Origin of the sequence: Rhodoferax saidenbachensis (genome assembly GCF_001955715.1) — a bacterium.
GTDB classification, from domain to species: Bacteria; Pseudomonadota; Gammaproteobacteria; order Burkholderiales; family Burkholderiaceae_C; genus Allorhodoferax; species Allorhodoferax saidenbachensis.
This window is the reverse complement of the sequence record NZ_CP019239.1, coordinates 440833-462130: the sequence shown is the minus strand read 5'-3', so window position 1 is coordinate 462130 and position 21298 is coordinate 440833. Positions and strand designations below refer to the sequence as shown.

Here is a 21298-nt window from a genome sequence, read left to right as displayed (position 1 = left end):
CGCCATGTTCGACACCCTGAATACGATCTTTCCCATTCGCTACACCGCCTTCGGGCTGAGCTGCTTTGGCCTTTTGTTGAGCCTGTTTAGCCTGATCGCCTTTGGCGTAGGCGCCCCAAGCTTTCTGCTATTTGGCGCACTGGTGGCGACCGGTGTGTATGACCTGCGGCAGACCCGGCGCTCCATCCTGCGCAACTACCCCATCATTGGCCATCTGCGTTTTGCAATGGAGTTCATACGCCCCGAGATCCGCCAGTACTTCATTGAGAGCGACAACGAGGCCAACCCGTTCTCCCGTGCGCAGCGCTCGCTGGTGTACCAGCGTGCCAAGGGTGACCCTGACAAACGCCCTTTCGGCACCCAGTTGGATGTGCACGCCGAGGGTTACGAGTGGATCAACCATTCGGTCGCGCCAACCCACCTGAACTCACACGACTTTCGCATCACCATCGGCGCGGGCCGGCCTCAGCCTTACAGCTGCAGCGTGTTCAATATTTCAGCCATGAGTTTTGGCGCCCTGAGCGCCAACGCCATCCAGGCCCTGAACGCCGGCGCCAAACGCGGTGGCTTCGCGCACGACACGGGTGAAGGCTCCATCTCCGTCCACCACCGCAAACATGGCGGCGACCTGATATGGGAGGTGGCTTCGGGCTACTTCGGTTGCCGCAATGACGACGGCAGCTTCAATGCCGACAAGTTTGCCGCCAATGCGCGGGACCCACAGGTCAAGATGATCGAGCTCAAGCTCAGCCAAGGGGCCAAACCGGGCCATGGCGGCATGTTGCCGGGCCCCAAGGTGACAGAGGAAATCGCAGCGGCGCGTGGCATCCCGGTGGGGGTGGACTGCATTTCACCCGCATCCCACAGTGCGTTTTCTACGCCGGTGGAGATGATGCAGTTCATCGACCGGCTGCGCACCCTCTCGGGCGGCAAACCCACCGGTTTCAAGCTGTGCATAGGCCACCCGTGGGAGTGGTTTGCGATGGTCAAGGCCATGCTGGCTACCGGCATCACGCCCGACTTTATTGTGGTGGACGGGGCCGAGGGCGGCACGGGCGCCGCACCGGTGGAATTTACCGACCATGTGGGTTCACCCCTGCAAGAGGGGCTGCTGCTGGTGCATAACACGCTGCGCGGCGTGGGGCTGCGTGACAAGGTCATGGTGGGCTGTGCTGGCAAGGTGGTCAGCGCATTTGACATTGCCCGCATGATGGCGCTGGGTGCTGACTGGTGCAATAGCGCGCGCGGCTTCATGTTCGCCCTGGGCTGCCTGCAGGCCCAGACCTGCCACACTGGTAACTGCCCCACGGGGGTGACCACACAAGACCCGCTGCGTCAACAGTCGCTGGTGGTGCCGGACAAGGCCGAACGCGTCTACAACTTCCACAAACAAACACTGCATGCCCTGCAAGAACTCGTGCAAGCGGCGGGTGTGGAGCACCCCAGCGAAATCACGGCCCACCACATCGTGCGGCGTTCGGGGGACCATAAGGTGCAGTCGCTGGCGCAACTGATCCTGACGCAGCTGCCCGACCGCGCGCTGCTGGAAAGTGATTTGCAGGCCCTACCCATCATCTACCGGCAAACCTGGCCACTGGCCGCAGCGGAGAGCTTTTTGCTCCAGTCCAATATGCCACTGGCGCTGGTGGCCTGAATGCGGAGCCCGATTACACGGCTTGTCCATTGGGCGCATATCAAGCCGGATGTCCCGGCGCTTCTGGGCGAAACAGTGCGTGTAAGCTACGCCGAATTATTGCGCGGTGTGCGTGCCCGCGCATCCTGGTTGCACCACATGGGTGTGCGCCAAGGTGACACCGTCGCTTTAGGGTTGGCAAAGACAGGGGCTGATTACCCACGCCAAGTGGAACTGTTTTACGCCATCGCCTACCTGGGAGCGACAGTTCTCCCCCTGTATCCGGAAGTCACGCTGCTTCGCCGAGGGCAACTGGCCGATCAGTTCAATGCGCAATGGCTCGTATCGGAACCCCTGCCTGAGACCAGCCGTGCACGGCTGCTGAATCCGGCAGAGTGCGAAGAACAGCGGGATCAATGGGCCAACAGTATTTCGCCTTGTGGCGAAATACCTTCGCTGCCTTTCCTTTACGAATTCACTTCGGGCACAACCGGCAATCCCAAGACAATCTGTTTTACCGGGGAGGAGTACACAGCCCGGTGGCTGGTTACAGCGCAGCAATTCCAGTGGAATGCCGATGACGTGATGGTTTCTGCACTGTGCTGGCCCTTCAAGGTAGGCGTGAGGGGGCTGGTACGTGCGCTGATTTTCGGTGCGACCTATGTCAATGCGCCCTTTCCGGAAACTCGGCATGATCTGGCTGGTTTGGTTACGCACCTTGGGGTCACCTACGTAGGCTCATCGCCGTGGCAATTGCGCAGACTACTGAACAGTCCTATGCCGCTGAACTGGGAGCAACTGCCCCCCTTCAAGGTCGGAACGGCCGGCGCCTTTATTGGGCCCCATGAAATCCGTGCCGTGCGCGATACGTTGACCAAAAACTTCCATATGAGCTATGGCACCACAGAACTTGGCACCATGGGGTACTTGGGACCTGAAGACACTCCGGAGTCTTCGTTGCGCTCGGTGCCAGGCATGGAGTGCCAGGCGATAGACAGCGCTGGCGAGCCGCTGCCCATCGGCGAGACAGGCCGGCTCCGATTTCGGGCAGCGTGGATCCCCACGCGCTACGCGACGGGGAATCCCGATTCGGTGGAGGGTTTTCATGATGGCTGGTTTGTCAGCAGCGATAGGGGATCGCTAGACGCACAGGGTCGCATCTCGCTGCAAGGGCGTGCCGACGACGCCATCAACTTCGGTGGCATCAAGATCCAGCCCCAGGAAGTGGAGCAGGCGCTGGCCGCGCACCCTGATGTGGCGGACGCCGCTGTGATCGGTGTGCCCGACGCGATGGCGGGAGAGATTGCGGTGGCTTTTCTGGTACTCAGGCGTCCGATTGCGCTGGATGGCATGCAGGCTTTTCTGGCTGCGCGCCTGGAGCTCCAGCAGATCCCCGCGGCCTTCGCGGGACTGGAGGACATTCCGCGCAACCCCGAGGGCAAGATTTTGCGCAACCATTTGCGCAGTACTTATGCAGCCATGGTGGCGCAGACGCCTCCACCCTCTTGAGGGGGGATTGCGGGCCGCTTTATAGGTGTTTCCCGCTACTTGCGCCGATACGGACGCAGAGTACAGTGACCTACTGGTACACAGCCATAAGAGGAGCAACTTCATGACAGGTAGCAACTTGCGTATTGGTGCGCGTTTGGGTCTTGCGTTCGGTCTGGTGCTGCTGATCACCGCGCTGATGGCGGTCACGGGCATATGGCGTTTGGGTTCACTCAAAACCGCAGCCAACCACCTGGCTTTTACCGAAGTGCAGCGGGCCCAACTCACACAGACTTGGGTGAGCAATATCAAGCTGAATTGGGTGCGTACTTCCGCAGCCCTGCAGGCGGTGGACCCGGCCTATATCGGTGCCTTGCAAAAAGACATGGATAACACCTCCAAGCTCATCAGTGAATCCCAGAAAGAACTGGAACCCCTGATTACCGACAGCGCAGGGCAAGCCCTGTTTGCAGACATTGGCAAACAGCGGGAGTTATACCGGGTACCCCGTGGCGATCTGATGAAAAAGAAGCTCGCGGGGGAAGATGTGACGGCAGCGCTCAATACCACCATGCTGCCGCTGGCGGACAACTACCTCAAGTCACTGGACCGTCTGATAGAACACATGCAGGCCCAGCTCGAGGCCAGTGTGGAGCAGACCGAAGCCGTGGCTGACAGCGGGCAGTGGATTCTGGGCGTAGGTGCAGGCTTGTCTGCCGCCATTGGCCTGGTACTTGCCGTGTTGTCCACCCGCTCCATCACGCAGCCGATTCAGCAAGCCGTGTTGTCTGCACAGGCCATTAGTCAGGGCGATTTGTCCATTCACATCCAGGCCCAAGGCAAGGACGAAGCCGCCGACATGATGCGTGCCCTGCTGGAGATGCGCAACAACCTGGCCCGCATGGTGGGTGGGGTGCGCACCAGTGCACAGGGCGTGTCCACCGCCAGCGCCGAGATTGCCCAGGGCAACCACGACCTCTCATCCCGCACCGAACAACAGGCCAGTGCGCTGCAGGAAACCGCTGCGTCCATGGATGAGCTCAGTGGCACCGTGCGCCACAACGCCGACAACGCGGCCCAGGCGAACCAGTTGGCAATGACAGCGTCCAGCGTGGCCGTGATGGGCGGCGAGGTGGTCAGCCAGGTGGTGGAGACCATGAAGGGCATCAATGACGCGTCCCGAAAAATTGCAGACATCATCAGCGTCATTGACGGCATCGCGTTCCAGACCAACATCCTGGCGCTGAATGCCGCCGTGGAGGCCGCCCGCGCCGGTGAGCAGGGACGCGGTTTTGCGGTGGTCGCATCAGAGGTGCGTGCGCTGGCTGGCCGCAGTGCAGCGGCGGCCAAGGAAATCAAAACCTTGATCGACACCAGTGTGACCCGCGTATCCCAGGGCTCCGCGCTGGTGGACAAGGCGGGCACCACCATGACGGACATCGTGGGCGCCATACGCCGCGTGACCGACATCGTGGGCGAGATCAGCGCGGCCAGTGGAGAGCAGGCCTCTGGCGTGACACAAGTGGGCCATGCCGTCACCCAGATGGACCAGGCGACCCAACAAAACGCCGCATTGGTCGAACAAATGGCCGCTGCCGCCAGCAGCCTGCGCTCGCAGGCGCATTCGCTGGTGGAAGTCATGGCGGTATTCCGTCTCGCACCAGGTTCAGATGGTGACGGCATGAAGCCGTCCATGCTGCCGGCCTGAGCCTGACGACCAACTTCGATTTGGGGCTATAGCGTCACCGGAATTGGATTTCCGTTGGATGCCATGCTCGCGAGCAATGACGCTGCGCTTTGCCACGCCAAGGCCGTGGGGCGCAACCGGATACAAGCCGACTGACGCTGAATTTGCTATCTAATTAATAGCTGCTTGCGCACACACACCAAGGGCCACAAGCCTTTTTTGCATACAAAGAACGGCATTGTCCTTGCTCAGCAGCATGGCGTGGTGAGTGACCGCTAGGTCAATGAATTTCTGGTCATCCGCGTCTTTGCAGGTCACGCTGGCTTTGGGCGCGATGTCTTGCAACACGGCCATGCTGTCGAAATGCGCCAGCACCTGGGCGGCAGTCCGTTGGTGGTGCGCCAGGCTTTTGACAATCTGCGGATAAGCCAATACCCGCTCCAGCTCCACACGCATCGGCGGTGTCGCGATCCAGCGCAGCGTGCCCTGCTGCAAAGCGGTCAGCAGCGACTTCGTCGCCGGGTCTTCAAAGACAAACAGGTCCAGGACGATATTGGTATCGAGGACGATCACGACTTGGCTACGTCGCCCTTGGGAGCCATCTTGCCCGCCACCATGCTGAACTTGAACAGGCGGCACTCAATCGGGCCGTTCCACATCGGCACGCGGCGCGACTCCTTGAGACGCATCTTGCCAGGCAGTTTCAGGTCGGGCGTGAGCATCCAGGCGGTCCAACCGGCGTAGTTCTTCTTCCAGTGGCTGGCCAACTGGCTGAAGAACTCGCCACCGTCCTCCGTGACTGCTGCTTCGCGCGCGCCAAAACGAGCCTCGTGTGCAACGCCTGCCACGCCACCGACGTCAATACGCTCGCCGTACGGTGGGTTCAATACCATCACGCCGCCACCTTCAATGGGGGGCATACGCTGCAGTGCGTCGCCACCACGGAACTCGACAACATCCGCCACGCCCGCGCGCTCGGCGTTGCGCTGCGCAAAGTCCACCATCCGGTGCGATACATCGCTACCGTAAATCAAAGGTTTCTGACCCGGCTCCGGTTTCACCACGGCGGCGGCAGCTTCGGCTTTGATAGCAGCCCAGACATGCGGCTGAAACGGCACAAACTTCTCGAAGGCAAACCGGCGCAGCGATCCGGGCGCGATGTTGCAGGCGATCTGCGCCGCTTCAATCGCAATCGTGCCGCTGCCGCAGCAAGGGTCGTACAGCGGCAGCAGATCGTCGTCGCCATCGGCCCAACCGCTTGCGGCAATCATCGCGGCAGCCAGGGTTTCCTTCAGCGGCGCATCGCCCTTGTCCTCGCGCCAGCCGCGCTTGAACAACGGTTCGCCCGAGGTGTCGATGTACAGCGAACAACTGTCCGTGGTCAGGTGGGCGTAGATGCGCACATCGGGCCATTGGGTGTTCACATCCGGACGCACGCCGTTGGCCTTGTCACGGAAGCGGTCGCACACGGCGTCCTTGATCTTGAGCGCGGCGAAGTTCAGGCTGGTCAGCGGGCTGTGCTGCGACGTGACTTCGACCTTGATACTTTGCTTGGGTGTGAACCAGATTTCCCACGCCACCTCACTGGCAGCGCGGTACAGGTCTTGTTCGTTGCGGTACTCGGTATAGGAGAGCTGCACCAGCACACGCTGCGCCAGGCGGCTGTGCAGATTGAGCAGCATCGCGTCGCGCCAGGAGCCGCGCGCCAGCACACCACCACGGCGTGTCAGCAGGTCTTCGCCCATCAGGCCGGTGGCGGCGTGCACCTCGGCGGCCAACAGCTCCTCGACACCAGCGGCGCAAGGTAAAAAGAGTTGGAGTTGCATCAGAGTGCCTTACGTAAAGAGGCGGGGGCGATCTTCAGCCCCTCGCGGTATTTGGCCACGGTGCGGCGGGCACATTCAATGCCCTGCTCCTTGAGCATCTCGGAAATCTGGTTGTCACTCAAGGGCTTCTTGGTGCTCTCGGACGCGATGAACTGCTTGATCAGCGCACGCACTGCGGTGCTGGACGCATTGCCACCGGATTCGGTACCCAGGCCGGAACCAAAGAAATACTTGAGTTCAAACGTGCCAAACGGTGTGGCCATGTATTTGGCCGTGGTCACGCGGCTGATGGTGGACTCGTGCAGGCCCAGCTCATCCGCGATCTCGCGCAGCACCAGCGGGCGCATGGCGAGTTCGCCGTGGGTGAAAAAGCTTTTTTGCCGCTCCACAATGGCGGTGCTGACGCGCAGGATGGTGTCAAAACGCTGCTGGATGTTCTTGATAAACCAACGCGCCTCCTGCAAGCGTTGCTGCAAGGCGGCGTGGCTGGCGCTGTCCTTGCCGCCGCGGTGGTTGCGCAGCACATTGGCGTAAATGTCATGCACCTTGAGGCGCGGCATCACGTCGGGGTTCAGCTGCACGCGGAACTTGGGTGTCATGCCGCCGTTGGTTTTGCCGACCTGCATGACCAGCACGTCGGGCACCACGATGTTGCGCTCCACATCCACAAAACGGCGCCCGGGCTTGGGCTCCAGCCGCGCGATCAGCGCAATCGCTTCACGTGTCAGCGCATCGCTGCTGCCGCACAGCTGCACCAGCCGCTTGATGTCGCGCCGCGCCAGCAGGTCCATGGGTTGACCACAGATGCGCAAACTCACCTGCAGCAGCTCGCGGCGTGGAGCGTCCAGAGACGCGTTCGTCAGCAGGGCCTGGAGTTGCAAGCGCAGGCATTCGCCAAGGTTGCGTGCGCCCACGCCCACGGGCTCCAGGCTGTGCAGCAGGCCCAGGGCCACGGTGAAGTGGTGCACCAGGTCTTCGACCTGTTCTTCGTCCTCCGTGCCGGCCAGCCCGCGCGCCAGATCTTCCAGCGGGTCTTCCAGATAACCGTCGTCGTTGAGCGACTCGATCAGGAAACGCAGAGCCGCACTATCGGCCGTACCTAGGCGCAGCGCCAGCGCCTGGCGGTGCAGATGGGCCTGCAGGCTTTCCTGCGTACGTGCCAGCTCGGTGGCGTCCTTGTCTTCACCATCGCCCAGGTTGTTGGTACGGGCCTTGGCGTCCACGCCCCATTCACCATCGTCGTGCGCCGTTTCGGTCGTACCATCGCCTTCCCAGTTCGGCCCGTCGTCAGCCGACAGGGGCGTGGCTTCATCGTCGTTTTTGGTCTCAGACCCGGTGGATGTTGCGTAATCAGCTATTGAATTAGGAGCAAATTCCATCTCCCGATCGCCTTCACTGACCGGCGTGTCGGCCTGACCGAGGCCAAACTCCTCACGTTCCGCGCGCTCTTCCGAAAGTTCGAGAAACGGGTTTTCGTCGAGCATCTGCTCCACTTCCTGGCTCAATTCGAGCGTGGACAACTGCAGCAACCGGATGGATTGCTGGAGTTGAGGAGTGAGCGCCAGGTGTTGCGAGACGCGTAGGGACAGCCCCTGTTTCATCACATTTTGAAGTGTTCGCCCAGATACACGCGACGCACATCGGCGTTGTTCACGATCTCGGAAGGCGTGCCCTGCGCCAGCACGTGGCCATCGCTGATGATGTAGGCGTGGTCGCAGATACCCAGGGTTTCGCGCACGTTGTGGTCGGTGATCAACACACCAATGCCGCGGGCCTTGAGGAAGTTGATGATGCGCTGGATCTCGATCACCGCAATCGGGTCGATACCGGCAAACGGTTCGTCCAGCAGGATAAAGCGCGGCCGCGTGGCCAGCGCGCGGGCAATTTCCACACGGCGGCGCTCGCCGCCGGACAGGGCCAGCGCAGGCGACTCGCGCAGATGCTCCACACGCAGCTCCTGCAGCAATGACGTCAGTCGCGATTCGATCTCTGCGCTTTTCAGCGGCTCGCCCGCATCGTCACGCTGCAGTTCCAGCACGGCACGCACGTTGTCTTCGACATTGAGCTTGCGGAATATCGAAGCCTCTTGCGGCAGGTAACCCAGCCCCAGGCGCGCACGGCGGTGGATGGGCATGTGTTCGATGGAATGGCCATCGATGGTGATGTCACCGGCGCTGGCCCGCAGCAGGCCCACGATCATGTAAAACGAAGTGGTCTTGCCCGCACCATTCGGGCCCAGCAGGCCCACGACCTCACCGGTACGCACCGCCAGCGACACGTCCTTGACGACCTGGCGCTTGCCATATGACTTTTGCAGGTGGCGCGCCTCCAGCCGACCCGTGCCGGTATCGGCGGCTGTATCTATCGCCGCATCTGCATCGGGTGGGGCGCTCACTGGGTCGCTCCGCCCAGCGTGGTGGTGGAGCGCAATACAGGCGCCGGCCCGGCAGGCGCAGGTGATGCCGCAGCGCCACTCTCGGGCTTGGGGGTCAGCATGGCGCGCACACGGCCGCCGGGTGCACCTGCCACGCCTTTGTTGGCGTTGCCATCCACGGTAAACATGTCGGTCAGGTTGTTGTAGACGATGACGCCGCCCGTAATTTCATCTCCCAGCGCGCTGCCGCGAAAACGCCGCAGTTGGGCTTTTTTGGCGAACTTGACGGTGTCCGCCTTACCGTCGTATTCGATGGTTTCGCCTTCGCCTTCAATGAATTCGTCCAGTGCTTCGCGTTTTTGCCTAAAAAAGGCGGGCGTGGCCGTGGAACCGGTGACCAGGCCAAACTGGTAACCATCCGGGTCTTGGCGCACCTCGACCTGGGCCCCGCGGATCACGATGGTGCCTTTGGTCAGAACCACGCGACCGGTAAAGACGCTGACCTGCTTCACATCGTCGTAACGCAGCGCATCGGCCTCGATGTTCATGGGTTTATCACGGTCGGCTTTTTCGGCCAGCGCCGGGCCGGCAGAGCCCGCAAAGGCAGCCACCATCAACAGGGAAAAATAGGGGATTTTCATAAAGGCACGAAACTTGCTCGAAAAACGCTTCGGCCATTGTACCGAGCGCATCGCAGGTTCCAGCCCCAGCAGTGAAATAAGGCACGGCCGCGTTGGGCCGCCCATTTGGGAGGTGGCGCTCCGCCAGAGAGGTGGCGCGAGCCTCGATCAGCCGTCGGCGTTGATTTTGGTGATTAGCTCTTGCAACACGCCGGCCGCGCGGTCGTTGTCCACCTGGCAGGTGCCCGCGTTGTCGTGGCCACCGCCGCCGTAGGTCAGCATCAGGTCACCAATGCGGGTCTTGGAGCTGCGGTTGGTGATGGACTTGCCGGTCGCAAACACGGTGTTCTGTTTCTGCACGCCCCACAACACGTGGATGGAGATATTGGTCTCGGGAAACATCGCGTAAACCATGAAACGGTTCACCGCAAAAATGGTTTCCTCGTTACGCAGGTCCAGCACCAGCAGATTGCCGTGTACGGTGGAACAGCGTTCAATCTGGTCCCGCGCCCGCGCAGTGTGGTCGAAATACAGGTCAACCCGCTCGATCACATCGGGCAGCTGCAGGATCTCGTCAATGGTGTGGTCGTGGCAGTATTGGATGAGGTCCATCATCAACTGGTAGTTGCTGACGCGGAACTCGCGGAAGCGGCCCAAACCGGTGCGTGAATCCATCAGGAAATTGAGCAGCACCCAGTCGGTGGGCTCCAGGATTTCTTCACGGCTGAACTGGGCCGAATCACCCTTATCCACAGCATCCATCATGTCGTGGAAAGACGCAGGGAAAGCCGCAGCACCGCCGTAGTGGTCAAACACCACGCGTGCAGCAGACGCTACGTCGGGGTGGATGATGTGGTTGGGGCGCTCGCCGGTATTGCGCACCGCTTCGGACGCGTGGTGGTCAAACGCCAGATGCACGCCGGGCACATACGGCAGGTTGGTGGTGATGTCGCGGTCGGACACCTCCACCTTGCCATCCTGCATGTCCTTGGGGTGGACGAACTTGATGTCGTCGATCAGTTCCAGCTCATTGAGCAGCACGGCGCACACCAGACCGTCAAAATCACTGCGGGTAACGAGCCTGAATTTCTGGTGTGGCATGGGGCGGTCTCCTGGGCCGGGGTTGCTGGTAAAACCATTCTAGCCCCGCCCCGAGACACTTCGTTACATTTCCCGCGCGAGATGGGCGGAAGTCGTTGTGAATTCTTCTCAGCGCCCTGCACGCACATCCGCCACCAGCGACTCCACGACCAGCAGCGCACGCTCCATGCTGCGGGCAATCGAGCCATCGGTGTAGAAGCGCCCCGCCACGCCCAGGGCGGGAACGCCCTCGACCTTGTAGGCGTTTTGCAACTGGGTGGCGCGGCTGACCTTGCTGACCACGGTGAACGAGTTGAACTGCTCCATGAACTTGGCTTTGTCCACGCCTTGTTTGGCAATCCATTCAGCGATCTGTTCGCCGCGCGTCAGGTTGATTTTTTCTGCATGGATGGCAGCAAACACCTTGGCATGCAGCGTGTCGACCAGCCCCATGGCTTCGAGCGTGTAGTACAGCCGTTGTTGCGGGGCAAAGCTGTCATTGAAGGCCACGGGTACGCGGCGGAACGCCACGTCCTTGGGCAGCTTCTTGATCCATGCCGCTAGCGTGGGCTCAAACGCATTGCAATGCGGGCAGCTGTACCAGAAGAACTCCACCACTTCGACCTTGCCGGCCGGGGCTTCCACCGCAGCGCGTGGGTCCAGCACCATGTAGTCGGTGCCCGGCTGGGGTTTGGCGGCCTGTGCCTGTGCCAGAGAAGGCAACAGGGCCGATGCGGTCATGGCAGCACCTGCGGCGGCCTGGGAAAATTCACGACGTTTCATATGCAACAACTCCAATAAGGCCCGTGTGACAAACAAGCCGGGCAAAAGTTCCGGGGCTTAGCGCCTGTTCATTTCCTATTTGGGTACGCGGACCAGGGCCGTCTCCAGCCCGGCCTTGTCCAGCTTTTCCTTGGAACGGTCCGCGTCTTCCTTCTTGTCGAAAGGCCCGGAGCGCACACGGAACACGATGCGTCCCGATTGCTCGCGCTCGGAAATCTTGGTCTCAATGCCGCTGAGCGACAGCTTGGCCCGGTGCGCCTCGGCATCTTCTGCCGTACGGAAGGCACCGACCTGCACAAAATAAACAAACGGCTCGGCACCGCCGGCAGCCATCTTGGATTTGGCTAGGTCTCCCAGCGGGTCTGCCGATACGGCAGGCTTCACTTCGCCCTTGCTATCTGCTTTGTTGTCCGGCTTGGCATCGGCTTTGGGCTCTGCCTTGGCTTCGGGTTTGGCCGGTTTGGCTGCAGACGCAGCGGTCGCAGGAGTGGTCGGCACCACCGCAGGAGAGGTCTTGGCCGGGTTCTTGCCGTACAGCGGTGCGTTGGGATCCCAGTCCTTGTTTTTCTTGGCTTCGGCCTCGTCCTGGTCACTGGACCGGCTCTGGCTCTTGTTCATGAAAGGCACAGGGACCTTGGTGACGTAAACCGCCACGGCCAACGCACCGGCCAGCCCCACCACCACACCAATAATGAAACCCAGAATGGTTCCGCCACGTTCAAACTTCATATGTTTCCTTTTCACCGGTTGGGGCCAGCGCTATTGCTGCGCAATTAGCCTAGCCCCAAGGTCTCACATCTTTTGCGGGGCACTCACACCCAGCACCGCCAAGCCATTGTGCAATACCTGCGCCGTCGCGGCCACCAGGGCCAGGCGCGCCAACTTCACGGCTTCGTCATCCACTAGGATGCGTTCGGCGTCGTAGTAGCTGTGGTAACTGGCGGCCAGTTCACGCAGGTAGAAGGTCACATCGTGCGGCGCATTGTCGGCCGCCGCGGCGATCAGCATCTCGGGGTACTTGGCCAGCAGCAGCATCAGGGCCTGGGCTTGCGGGCTTTGCAGAGCCGAAAGGTCCACCGCCTTGAGGCTGGCCACATCGCCACCCCAGGTGGCCAGCACGGAGCAGATGCGTGCGTGCGCGTACTGCACGTAGTAGACCGGGTTGTCGTTGTTCTTGGCCACGGCCAGGTCGACGTCAAAGGTGTACTCGGTGTCGGGCTTGCGGGACAGCAGGAAGAAGCGCACCGCATCCTTGCTGGTCCACTCGATCAAATCACGCAGCGTCACATAGCTACCCGCGCGCTTGCTGATCTTGACCTCTTCACCACCCTTGACCACCCGCACCATGGTGTGCAGCACATAGTCGGGGTAGCCCTGGGGAATGCCCACGCCCGCCGCCTGCAGGCCGGCGCGCACGCGCGCAATGGTGCCGTGGTGGTCGGTGCCCTGGATGTTCACCACCTTGGTGAAGCCGCGTTCCCATTTGGCGATGTGGTACGCCACATCGGGCACAAAGTAGGTGTAGCTGCCGTCCTGCTTGCGCATCACGCGGTCTTTGTCGTCACCGTAATCGGTGGACTTGAGCCACAGCGCGCCGTCGAGTTCATAGGTCTTGCCAGCAGCTTGCAGGCGCTTCACGGCGTCGTCCACACGGCCGCTGGTGTAGAGGCTGCTTTCCAGGTAGTAGTTGTCAAACTGGACCGAGAACGCCTTCAAATCCAGATCCTGCTCGTGGCGCAGGTAGGCCACGGCGAACTGGCGCATGCCGTCCAGGTCGTTGATGTCGCCGCTGGCGGTGAACTCACGGTCGTCGGACTTGACGGTCTTGCCGGCCAGGAAGTCAGCAGCAATGTCGGCGATGTAGTCGCCGTTGTAGGCCGCAGCCTTCTCACCGCTGGGCCACTGCGCGTCGCCGGGCTTGAAGCCTTGGGCGCGCAGGTGGGTGCTGCTGGCCAGGGTGTTGATCTGCACACCCGCGTCGTTGTAATAGAACTCGCGGTACACATCCCAGCCCTGGGTTTCCAGCAGATTACAGATCGCATCGCCCAGCGCGGCCTGGCGGCCGTGGCCCACGTGCAGCGGGCCGGTGGGGTTGGCCGAGACAAACTCGACCAGCACGCGCTGGCCGTTGGACGGTTGATGGCCAAACTCTGCGGCCTGCCCCAATACCTCGCGCACGATCTCCTGCTTGGCAGCGGGCTTCAGACGGATGTTGATAAAGCCAGGGCCGGCGATTTCCACCGCGTCGACCCAGGTGGCATAGGCGGGGTGGGCCAACAGGGCATCGCGCAGTTGCTCGGCCAATTGGCGGGGGTTGAGCTTGAGGGGCTTGGCCAGTTGCATGGCGGCCGTGGTGGCCAGGTCGCCATGGGCGGCGACCTTGGGGGATTCAAAGGCGGCTTTGGCACCCGCGCCGGGGGAGAGGGTGTCCAGGCAAGCGGCCAGCGCCTGCAGGAGTTCGTGTTTAACGGTGAGCATGGGCCGATTTTACGGGCCCCTCGGGAAAGCCCGGGGGACAGACCGTCAACCGCGCTGTCATCTTTTCGTTATAAGCTTTCAACCGCTGGGGTTTTTCTGTAACGGCGGCTTCGCTGCCTCTTTTTGATTGGACGACTGATGAAACAACTGATCTCCCTCATGGCTCTGGGCCTGGCATTGGCAGTAGGTGGCGCCCACGCTGCCGACGAAAAAGCCCCCACCGCGCAACAAAACAAGATGAAGACCTGTAATGCAGACGCCAAGACCAAAGACCTCAAGGGCGACGAACGCAAGGCGTTCATGAAGGAATGCCTGAGCGCCAAGAAAGAAGCCGCGCCTGCGGCCGATGGTGCAACCGCCCAGCAAAGCAAGATGAAGACCTGCAACGCCGACCCCAAGGCCAAAACCCTCAAAGGCGACGAGCGCAAGAAGTTCATGAGCGAGTGCCTCAAGGGCTAAACCCTGCATTGACCACTGGGAGCGCTCTGTGCGTCTCCCGCCAAGCCCGCCAGTCCTGCTGCGCGGGCTTTTTTGTGCCCGCATAGGCCCGCACACCGGGGCCCGCAGCCATTGGTGCGCTGTCAGTCTTGAAGCCGGGCCCCGGCCTTGCGCAAAAAATCTGCCAGCGTGCGTCCGGCTGCGTGCGGGAAATGGGCATCCAGGCGTTGCAGTTCTGCAATGCGGTCCACGCGGAAGCTGCGAAAGTCCTTGCGCGATTCGCACCAGGCCCCCAGCGTCCAGACCTTGCCCCAGTAAAAGCAGCCCAGCGGGTGCACCACGCGCTGCGAGGTGGCGCCATCGGCATCGCGGTACGCCAGTGCCACCTTCTGGCGCAACTGCACAGCTTCGCGCAGCGCCTGCAGCTTGTGTTGCACCTGCGCGTCGATCTCGAAGCTGGGCGCATACACCGCCAGACTTTGCGCCGCTACGCGCACGCTGGTGGGCAACACCGACAAGACCTTGCCCAGCGCCGACTCGGCCTCCAGCGCCAGCCCGGGGTCGAGCCAGGCCTGCGCCAGACGCAGTGCGGCGACCAGCGACTTGGCTTCGTCCTGCGTAAACATCAGCGGCGGCAAGTCAAAGCCTGCGCCCAGCCGGTAGCCGACGCCCGCCTCGCCTTCAATCGGCACGCCCTGGTGCTGCAAGTCGGCAATGTCGCGGTACAGCGTGCGCTGGGAGACCTGCAGCCGCTCGGCCAGAAACGCCGCAGTCGTGAGGCGGCGCCCGCGGATCATCTGCACGATCTGAAACAGGCGATCGGCGCGGCGCATGGTTCAGGCGGGCAAACCCAGGGCCGCCACATCGGCCGCCATGGCGTGGGCAATCAGGCCCATGTCGTGGTCCGAGACCGCAAACAGGCCGAAGCGGAACTTGTAGCCCCAGCGCGTGCGGTCTTCGACAAACTCCAACGCATCAAGCAATGGGCGAATGGGCGCCTCTTTCGCCGCCACATAACGCACGTCGCGGCGAAAGGGCACAAAACCACCCATGTCAAACGCATAGGGCTCCCCGTCTTCCACCAGGCCGATGCAGACAAAGTGTTGGTACGGATCCTTGCCGCCCATCGTGACGGTGGGCGCGTAATAGGCCACGCGGTCGCCCGGGTGCACACGCGCCAGTGGGCCGCGCTTGCCGTGGCAGACCTGCATGAAGCCGGGCTTCAGTTCGTCGCGGCCTCGGCAGGCGTGCTCGGCACAGGCCACGGCAATCCAGTTGCTGGGATCGGTGGGGAACAGGGCTTGGGTCACGGTCATGACTTTAGTCCATGGCATGCAGGCCAATGCGGTTGCCATCGATGTCCTGCACATGGGCAAAGAAGCCCATACCCGGTGGCAAGGCCTGACGTGGCACAGCCACCTTGCCACCTGCGGCCACAGCGCGCGCCAGCGCTGCGTCCAGCGAAGGGCTGCAGTCCAGGTAAACCAGCGTGCCGCTGGCGCCCGGTGCAGGTGCCGTGGGGCCACACATGAGGGCGCCGCCCACACCTTCACCGGCATAGGTGAATACGGCACCCTCACTGGGGCCCATGGCTTCGCGGCGCATGGGACGGGCGGTGACGGCCTCAAAAAAAGCCTGGGACTGCGCCAGATTGCGACAGCCGATTTCGAACCAGGTGATGGCATTGCTGGGGGCGGTGGTATTGGTCATCAAAGACTCCATGTGAATGAAGCCCTGATGCTGCGCCACCCCTGCTGACAGCGTTATGTCAGTAGCCTGGCACTAACGCACCGAATAGCTCACCACCACGCCCGCAAACAGTGCAAACCCGACCCAGTGGTTGAGCCGGAAGGCCTTGAAGCAGCCGTCACGGCTGCGCGTGCGGATCAGCGCGGCGTGCCACACCACTTGCGCGGCAGCGGCAGCCACGCCCAGCCACCAGCCCAGCGGCGACACGCGGGGCGCGACCACCCAGGACCAGATGAGCAGATAGATCACATAAAACGACAAAACTGCCGACACGTCCCAGCGGCCCAGCGTGATGGCCGAGGTCTTCATGCCGATCTTCAGGTCGTCGTCGCGGTCCACCATGGCGTATTCGGTGTCATAGGCCAGCACCCAGAACAGATTGCCAATCAAGAGCACCCAGGCCAGCAAAGGCACTTCGCCTGTCACAGCGGCGAAGGCCATGGGAATGCCAAAACTGAATGCCACGCCCAGCACGGCCTGCGGCATGGAGACATACCGTTTGGCGTAGGGGTAGACCAGCGCCACGGCCAGTGCGGCAAACGACCAGGCAATCGTCACGGTGTTGGTCGTCAGTACCAGGCCAAACGCAGCCAGCGCCAGCACGGCACCTACAGCCAACGCCTCGCGCGTGGAGATGCGCCCGCTGGTGACCGGGCGCTGTGCGGTGCGCTGGACGTGTTTGTCGAAATCGCGGTCGGCCACATCGTTGACACAGCAACCCGCGCTGCGCATGAGGATGGTGCCCAGCGTGAACACTGTTATCAGGTGCCAGCCGGGGAAACCACCCGCCGCCAGCCACAACGCGCTGAGCGTGGGCCACAGCAGCAACAGCCAGCCCGCGGGGCGGTTCCAGCGGATCAGGTCAAGGTAGAGCGCGAGTTTGGTGGAGGCGAGAGAGGGCACAAAATTGCTATAAATAAAGTAGCTGCTTGCGCAATTTCCACGGGGGCTAGCAGCCTTTTTGGCTTATAAATCGACCCAATACTAGGACAGACGGGTCACTCCGGGCAACTCACAGCCGTAGATGGCGTTGCGCAGCGCGGCGATGGCTTCGTAACGCGTGAAGCTGCGCCGCCACGCCAGCACCACACGCCGCGTGGGCGGCGGCAGCGTCTTGCCGTCCTGCACCGGCAGGTACTTCACAAACGGCTCGTCGCCGCGGCGTTTCTTGGAGGCCATCGCATCTTTGGGCACGCTCAGGCGCGGCACCAGCGTGATGCCCATGCCAGCGGCCACCATGTGTTTGATGGTCTCCAGCGAAGAACCCTCAAAACTCTTGCGGATGCCTTCGGCATCGCTGGAGAAACGTGCGAACTCGGGGCATACCTCCAGCACGTGGTCGCGGAAACAGTGGCCGTTGCCCAGCAGAAGCATGGTTTCCTTCTTCAGCTCTTCGGTGGTCACGCTGTCCTGTTTGGCCAATGGGTGGCTGGTGGGCACGGCGGCAAAAAACGGCTCGTCATAGAGCGGCGCCAGCGCCAGGCCTGTGTCGGGGAAAGGCTCGGCCAGGATGGCGCAGTCGATCTCGCCGGTGCGCAGCATTTCCAGCAGTTTGACGGTGAAGTTCTCCTGCAGCACCAGCGGCATCTGCGGGCTGTGCGTGATGACCTGGCGCACCAGATCCGGCAGCAAATACGGAGCGATGGTGTAGATCACGCCCAGCTTCAAGGGACCTGCCAGCGGGTCCTTGCCACGCTTGGCGATGTCCTTGATGTTGGCGGCCTGCTCCAGCACACTTTGCGCCTGGCGCACGATCTCTTCGCCGAGAGGAGTCACGGTCACCTCGTTGGCGCTGCGCTCGAAGAGTTTGACGTCCAGTTCCTCTTCGAGCTTCTTCACCGCCACCGACAGCGTGGGCTGCGAGACGTAGCAGGCCTCGGCCGCCTTGCCAAAGTGCCGCTCGCGCGCCACGGCCACGATGTATTTGAGTTCGGTCAGGGTCATGGCGCTATTGTCCTACCAAGCAGTGTCCTACACCGGCGGGTGTCTTTGAGCACAGACCTGCTGCACCAGCGCTGCTCGGGGATTGCATGCCGTGTTCACCGGGCGTTCAGGGTGTTGCGCACCAGCTCCAGTTTTTCCTTCCAGGCGCGGCGCTTGTCGGCCGGCAGGCCCTTGAAGATGCGGAAGAACTTGAGCGTGGGGTCGTCTTCGCTCCAGTAGTCGTCCCGCACACCAATGTCCAGCTCTCCACCGAGCGTGTCAATGCTGGCGCCTTTCAGGGTGGTATGGATGGTGCGTTTGTCGGCATGCAGGGTGACGCGGCCATCGTTGGCCAGATCGATGAACCAGGCGACGCGGCCATCGGGGTCCACACTGACTTCACTGGCCGTGCCGGTGAACCCAGCGGCCTTGCGCCACCCCGCGACCTGTGTGTCGGCAATGGCAGCAACGTCGGCTTCGGTGAGTATCGCGTCCGGCGCCTGGTTGGCGCGGGCCTCAGCCAGCAGCGCCTCTTGCGCGGCCTCTTGCGCGGCATCCTCCTCTTTGCGCAGTTGCTCCTTGCGGTCACGCTCCAGGCGGTGCTCGGTCTTCTCCACCCACACCCGCAAGCGGCCGGCAAACTGCTGGAAACTCTGGCCTACCGACTCGGGCACACGCGGGATTTTCAGAACTTCCGTGTGGGTCAACTCGGGGGCATGGTCGGGCTGGGACGCATCGGGACCGCGCACGGTGATGGTGCAATGCCCCGTGGACAAAGGCTCTTCCTGCGACTCCACCTTGACCGACTTGCGCACTACCTCGATCTGCAAACCGGCGGCGGGCAATGTCAGCTCCAGCGGGCCGTTTTGCACCTGGGGCTCTCCGCCGCCGCGGGGCGTACGTGTCACTTGGCCATTGTTCGACTGGACCTTGATCAACTGCGCCGCGCGGTGCATTTCTACCGAAAAGCCCCAGGCCTCAAAACGCAGCCCGCCGGGAATCTCCACCACACGCGTGCGCAGACTCTTGGCCTGGTGGTCCAGATACAGGTAGACCGCCACGCCCAGTGCGGTAGCCCCGGCAAGCACCCACGTCACAAAGTTTTCCATTACGGTTCAGGCCTTTAGATATTCGGATTTTCCACCGAGCCAGCGCTGCACATGTTTGTGCGCCAGATGCGGGTGGCGATCCAGCAGCATAGGGGCTTCGGCCCGGGCCCAATCCAGCAAGGCCTGGTCGGTGGCCAGATCGGCAAAGCGCAGCATAGCGTCGCCACTCTGGCGCGCACCCAGAAACTCGCCGGGGCCTCGTATTTCCAGATCACGGCGCGCGATCTCGAAACCGTCATTGGTCTCGGCCATGGCGCGCAGCCGCTCACGTGCAGCCTCACCCAGGCGCGGCGCGTCGCCGGTGGAATACAACAGCACACAGGCCGATGCTGCCGCCCCGCGCCCCACGCGACCACGCAACTGGTGCAACTGGCTCAGGCCAAAGCGCTCTGCATGTTCGATCACCATCAGCGAGGCATTGGGCACATCCACGCCCACCTCAATGACCGTGGTGCTGACCAGCACCGACATCAGCCCGGCGGTGAAGGCCCCCATCACGGCTTTTTTGTCGTCCACATGCATGCGCGAGTGCAGCAGGCCAATCAGCACAGGCAGCCCATCCGCACGCGTGGCGCCCTGCAGCGCTTCGGCCAGATCAGCGTGGGTTTGCGTGGCATTGGTTAAATCCAGCGCTTCGCTTTCCTCAATCAGCGGACAGACCCAATAGACCTGCCGCCCCTGCGCAATCTGCGCACGAATCCGCTCGATGATCTCGTCGCGCCGTGACTCGTTGATCACCTTGGTGACGATAGGCGTGCGCCCGGGCGGCAGCTCGTCCAGCGTGGAGACATCGAGGTCGGCGTAGTAGCTCATAGCCAGCGTGCGCGGAATCGGCGTGGCCGTCATCATCAGCAAATGCGGCTCCATAGCGTCATGCTGGAGTTTGCCCCGCAATGCCAACCTCTGTGCCACGCCAAAGCGGTGTTGCTCGTCGATGATGGCAAGCGCCAAATTTTTGAACTTCACCTTCTCCTGGATGATGGCGTGGGTGCCCACCACCAGTTGGGCTTCGCCGCTTTCAATCAACGCCAGCATGGAGCGGCGTTCCTTGGCTTTTTGCGTGCCGGTGAGCCACGCGGTGGTGATGCCCAGCGGCTCCAGCCAGGCCAGCAGTTTGCGGAAATGCTGCTCGGCCAAAATTTCGGTGGGTGCCATCAGCGCGCACTGCCAGCCCGCGTCCATGCAAATGGCGGCAGCCAACGCGGCCACCACGGTTTTACCCGCGCCCACATCGCCTTGTAGCAGGCGGTGCATGGGGATGGGCTGCGCCATGTCGGCGGCGATTTCTGTGCCCACACGGCGCTGGGCATTCGTCAGGGCAAACGGCAAAGTGGCCAGCAGTCGGTCGTGCAACGTGCCATCCGATACTTCCGCCAAAACGGGTGCGCGCAGAGTTGCGCGTTCGCGGCGGCTTTGCAACTGGCTCAGTTGCTGGGCCAGCAACTCCTCTGCCTTGAGCCGCTGCCAGGCCGGGTGGCTGTGGTCCGAGAGCGTGTCCAGCGACACATCGGGCGCGGGATGGTGCAAAAACAATAGCGCCTCACGCAGCGTCCATAAGGGCCCGGGGCTCATTTGGCTTAAATCCCCGGGCGCAAACGAGTCCGACAGGTCGGCCCGTGCCAGGCCCGCCAGCACGGCCTTGCGCAATACGGGTTGGGGTAGGCCCGCTACCGTGGGGTAGACCGGGGTGAGCGCCGTCGGTAGGTCGCCTCCGGCGGCGCGGAAGCTCGGGTGCAGCATGGTCCAGCCCATGAAGCCGCCACGCACTTCGCCGCGTGCACGGATGCGTTTGCCCACGGCCAGTGCCTTTTGCTGCGAAGGGTAGAAGTTGAAGAAACGCAGCACACAGGTGTCAGTGCCATCGTCCACCGTCACCACCAACTGACGCCGCGGGCGGTAGGTCACCTCGCAGTGCGTCACCGTAGCTTCGATTTGCGCACTCCCCCCGTCACGTGCGTCACGCAACAAGGTGATGCTTGTCTCATCCTCATAGCGCAACGGCAGGTGCAGGGCCAGATCGATGTCCCGGTGCAGGCCCAGCTTGTCGAGGGCTTTTTGCGACTCGGTTTTGGGGGTGGCATCGGGCATGGGGACATTGTGCCGCAGCCTG

20 protein-coding genes are annotated in these 21298 nt (G+C 62.3%); 4 read left to right on the top strand and 16 right to left on the bottom strand.

What is annotated here, in order from left to right; genetic code table 11:
- The first annotated feature begins 4 nt into the window (after positions 1–4).
- The 3 genes from RS694_RS02240 (at position 5) to RS694_RS02230 (ending at position 4829) form a co-directional block, all read left to right on the top strand.
- Complete coding sequence (locus RS694_RS02240) at positions 5–1654, top strand: FMN-binding glutamate synthase family protein (protein ID WP_037248201.1); 1650 nt, start codon at positions 5–7, stop codon at positions 1652–1654.
- Positions 1655–3142, top strand: a complete 1488-nt coding sequence (locus tag RS694_RS02235) for a class I adenylate-forming enzyme family protein (protein ID WP_076069272.1) — start codon at positions 1655–1657, stop codon at positions 3140–3142. It abuts the gene before it with no gap.
- A gap of 103 nt (positions 3143–3245) precedes the next feature.
- Entirely contained in the window at positions 3246–4829 is a 1584-nt protein-coding gene (locus tag RS694_RS02230; protein WP_051392078.1) for a methyl-accepting chemotaxis protein, read from the top strand.
- A gap of 150 nt (positions 4830–4979) precedes the next feature.
- On the opposite strand, the gene RS694_RS02225 is transcribed toward RS694_RS02230, so the two are convergent.
- From RS694_RS02225 to argS, 9 genes are all read right to left on the bottom strand, one after another.
- Positions 4980–5381, bottom strand: coding sequence for a putative toxin-antitoxin system toxin component, PIN family (locus RS694_RS02225; protein ID WP_029709276.1), 402 nt, complete (start codon positions 5379–5381; stop codon positions 4980–4982).
- Positions 5378–6637, bottom strand: coding sequence for a THUMP domain-containing class I SAM-dependent RNA methyltransferase (locus RS694_RS02220; RefSeq protein ID WP_029709277.1), 1260 nt, complete (start codon positions 6635–6637; stop codon positions 5378–5380). Before RS694_RS02220 ends, RS694_RS02225 begins: the two co-directional genes overlap by 4 nt.
- Positions 6634–8235 (bottom strand): RNA polymerase factor sigma-54, encoded by a 1602-nt coding sequence (rpoN, locus tag RS694_RS02215; RefSeq protein WP_029709278.1) that lies wholly within the window; start codon positions 8233–8235, stop codon positions 6634–6636. Before rpoN ends, RS694_RS02220 begins: the two co-directional genes overlap by 4 nt.
- Positions 8235–9029, bottom strand: coding sequence for an LPS export ABC transporter ATP-binding protein (lptB, locus tag RS694_RS02210; RefSeq protein ID WP_037248208.1), 795 nt, complete (start codon positions 9027–9029; stop codon positions 8235–8237). Before lptB ends, rpoN begins: the two co-directional genes overlap by 1 nt.
- Positions 9026–9649: a lipopolysaccharide transport periplasmic protein LptA gene (lptA, locus tag RS694_RS02205; RefSeq protein ID WP_029709280.1), complete on the bottom strand. Its 624-nt coding sequence runs from the start codon at positions 9647–9649 to the stop codon at positions 9026–9028. Before lptA ends, lptB begins: the two co-directional genes overlap by 4 nt.
- 147 nt (positions 9650–9796) lie before the next feature.
- Positions 9797–10729, bottom strand: a complete 933-nt coding sequence (locus RS694_RS02200) for an exopolyphosphatase (protein ID WP_029709281.1) — start codon at positions 10727–10729, stop codon at positions 9797–9799.
- A gap of 108 nt (positions 10730–10837) precedes the next feature.
- A complete protein-coding gene (locus RS694_RS02195) occupies positions 10838–11491 on the bottom strand; it encodes a thiol:disulfide interchange protein DsbA/DsbL (protein ID WP_029709282.1) in 654 nt (217 codons plus the stop codon).
- 75 nt (positions 11492–11566) lie between these two features.
- Entirely contained in the window at positions 11567–12220 is a 654-nt protein-coding gene (locus RS694_RS02190; protein ID WP_029709283.1) for an SPOR domain-containing protein, read from the bottom strand.
- A 63-nt stretch (positions 12221–12283) separates the two neighbouring features.
- Positions 12284–13969 (bottom strand): arginine--tRNA ligase, encoded by a 1686-nt coding sequence (gene argS / locus RS694_RS02185; protein WP_029709284.1) that lies wholly within the window; start codon positions 13967–13969, stop codon positions 12284–12286.
- Between the two features lie 138 nt (positions 13970–14107).
- Here argS and RS694_RS02180 point away from each other — a divergent pair, with 138 nt between their 5' ends.
- The gene (locus RS694_RS02180; protein ID WP_029709285.1) at positions 14108–14428 is read left to right on the top strand and encodes a PsiF family protein; all 321 of its coding nucleotides are present in this window, start codon (positions 14108–14110) and stop codon (positions 14426–14428) included.
- Positions 14429–14550: 122 nt separating this feature from the next.
- Here RS694_RS02180 and RS694_RS02175 read toward each other — a convergent pair whose 3' ends face one another.
- From RS694_RS02175 to recG, 7 genes are all read right to left on the bottom strand, one after another.
- Positions 14551–15240 carry a helix-turn-helix transcriptional regulator gene (locus tag RS694_RS02175; RefSeq protein WP_029709286.1) on the bottom strand — a complete coding sequence of 230 codons (690 nt, stop codon included), beginning with the start codon at positions 15238–15240 and terminating at the stop codon, positions 14551–14553.
- Between the two features lie 3 nt (positions 15241–15243).
- Positions 15244–15723 carry an EVE domain-containing protein gene (locus RS694_RS02170; RefSeq protein ID WP_081708707.1) on the bottom strand — a complete coding sequence of 160 codons (480 nt, stop codon included), beginning with the start codon at positions 15721–15723 and terminating at the stop codon, positions 15244–15246.
- A gap of 4 nt (positions 15724–15727) precedes the next feature.
- Positions 15728–16117: a VOC family protein gene (locus RS694_RS02165; protein ID WP_029709288.1), complete on the bottom strand. Its 390-nt coding sequence runs from the start codon at positions 16115–16117 to the stop codon at positions 15728–15730.
- 72 nt (positions 16118–16189) lie between these two features.
- Positions 16190–17059 (bottom strand): 4-hydroxybenzoate octaprenyltransferase, encoded by an 870-nt coding sequence (gene ubiA / locus RS694_RS02160; protein ID WP_029709289.1) that lies wholly within the window; start codon positions 17057–17059, stop codon positions 16190–16192.
- A gap of 81 nt (positions 17060–17140) precedes the next feature.
- Positions 17141–18100 carry a LysR substrate-binding domain-containing protein gene (locus RS694_RS02155; protein ID WP_029709291.1) on the bottom strand — a complete coding sequence of 320 codons (960 nt, stop codon included), beginning with the start codon at positions 18098–18100 and terminating at the stop codon, positions 17141–17143.
- 95 nt (positions 18101–18195) lie between these two features.
- Complete coding sequence (locus tag RS694_RS02150; protein ID WP_156876164.1) at positions 18196–19176, bottom strand: hypothetical protein; 981 nt, start codon at positions 19174–19176, stop codon at positions 18196–18198.
- Between the two features lie 18 nt (positions 19177–19194).
- Positions 19195–21276 carry an ATP-dependent DNA helicase RecG gene (gene recG, locus RS694_RS02145; protein ID WP_029709292.1) on the bottom strand — a complete coding sequence of 694 codons (2082 nt, stop codon included), beginning with the start codon at positions 21274–21276 and terminating at the stop codon, positions 19195–19197.
- Positions 21277–21298: the final 22 nt, after the last annotated feature.